Origin of the sequence: Variovorax sp. KK3 (assembly GCF_001984055.1) — a bacterium.
Lineage (GTDB): Bacteria > Pseudomonadota > Gammaproteobacteria > Burkholderiales > Burkholderiaceae_C > Variovorax.
Genome location: NZ_LYVO01000178.1, coordinates 1 through 1,359 on the forward strand (window position 1 = coordinate 1; position 1,359 = coordinate 1,359).

Sequence of the window (1,359 nt, forward strand, 5' to 3'; positions counted from 1 at the left end):
GTCACCACGACCGGCACCACCTCCAACGTGGGCGGCTCCTTGCAAGCTGGCGGTGCCGTCGACGTGGCCGCCTCCGGGCTGAACAACACCCAGGGCAAGATCACCGGGACGAGTGTGCGCATCGATGCACGCGGCGCCGACTTCGACAACCGCGCAGGCCAAGCGCTCGCAACGGGCGATCTGCGCATCGATGCCGGCGCCATCTACAACACCGGCGCCCTGATCCGCTCGCAGGGCACCACGACGCTCAATGCCGGCTCGATCGTCAATGCCAACACGCAGGGCAAGGACCAGGGCATCGAAGGCCAGAACGTCCGCATCGGCGCGCGCGAGCTGAACAACACCGACGGTGCCATTCGAGCGGACCGGAACGCTTCGGTCACAAGCCCCGGCGCGGTTTACAACACCCGAGGCCTGATCTCCGCGGGCGACACGCTCTCCATCACGGACCCGCATGCAGCGGTACCGAGCGCCAAGACCCTCGATGTCTCGAACCTCGGCGGCAGCTTGACGGCCGGCCGTTCGTTGACGGTCGATGCGGCCTCCCTCCACTCCAGCGGCAAGCTGCTGTCGGGCGTCGATGCGACCTGGGCGCTGTCGGGCGTCGTGCTGCTCGAGTCCGGCAGCGAAACCGTCGCCAACCGCCAACTCGACATCACCGCAGGCGGTGCCATCACCAACCGCGGCCGGATCGCCGCAGGCGAGTCCGTGCTGCTCGCCGCACGCACCATCGACAACACCGCCACCGGCGACATCCAGGCCAGCGTGACCGGCTTGTTGGCGAGCGAGGCCATCACGAACCGCGGCGTCATCGACGGTAATTCGACCCGTCTCGACGCGCCTTCGGTCACCAACATCGGCACCGGCCGCATCTACGGCGACCATGTTTCTATTGGCGCAGCCACTCTCCACAACGTCGCCGAGACAGTCGATGGCATCGACCACTCGGCCGTCCGCTCCGCCACCATCGCCGCCCGCTCCCGCCTGGACATCGGCGCCAGCGCCATCCAGAACCGCGACGGCGCCTTGATCTTCAGCGACGGCGACTTGGCCATCGGTGGCGCCCTCGACGCCCAACGCCACGCCGCAGGCCAAGCCGGCGTGCTGAACAACCACGCCGCATCGATCGAGGCCACCCGCTCCGTCGATATCCGAGCCTCGGTACTCCACAACACCAACGGCGGCGTCACCTGGGCCCTGGTTCCAGGCGCCAGCAACACCACCCAACGCATCGTCGAGTACCTCGTGCCCGGCAGCAATACCCGTTACCCGGCCAATGAAGTCTTCTTCGGCAGCCCCAGCCTGGCCATGCTCAACCCCACGGGCTGGAACAACTGGAGCGCCATTGCCGCCACCGAC

At 67.6% G+C, this 1,359-nt stretch carries 1 pseudogene; it reads left to right on the forward strand.

From position 1 onward, the window contains the following. Nucleotides 1-1,359 (forward strand): annotated as a pseudogene (locus tag B0W80_RS34020) (filamentous hemagglutinin); the annotation flags it as partial.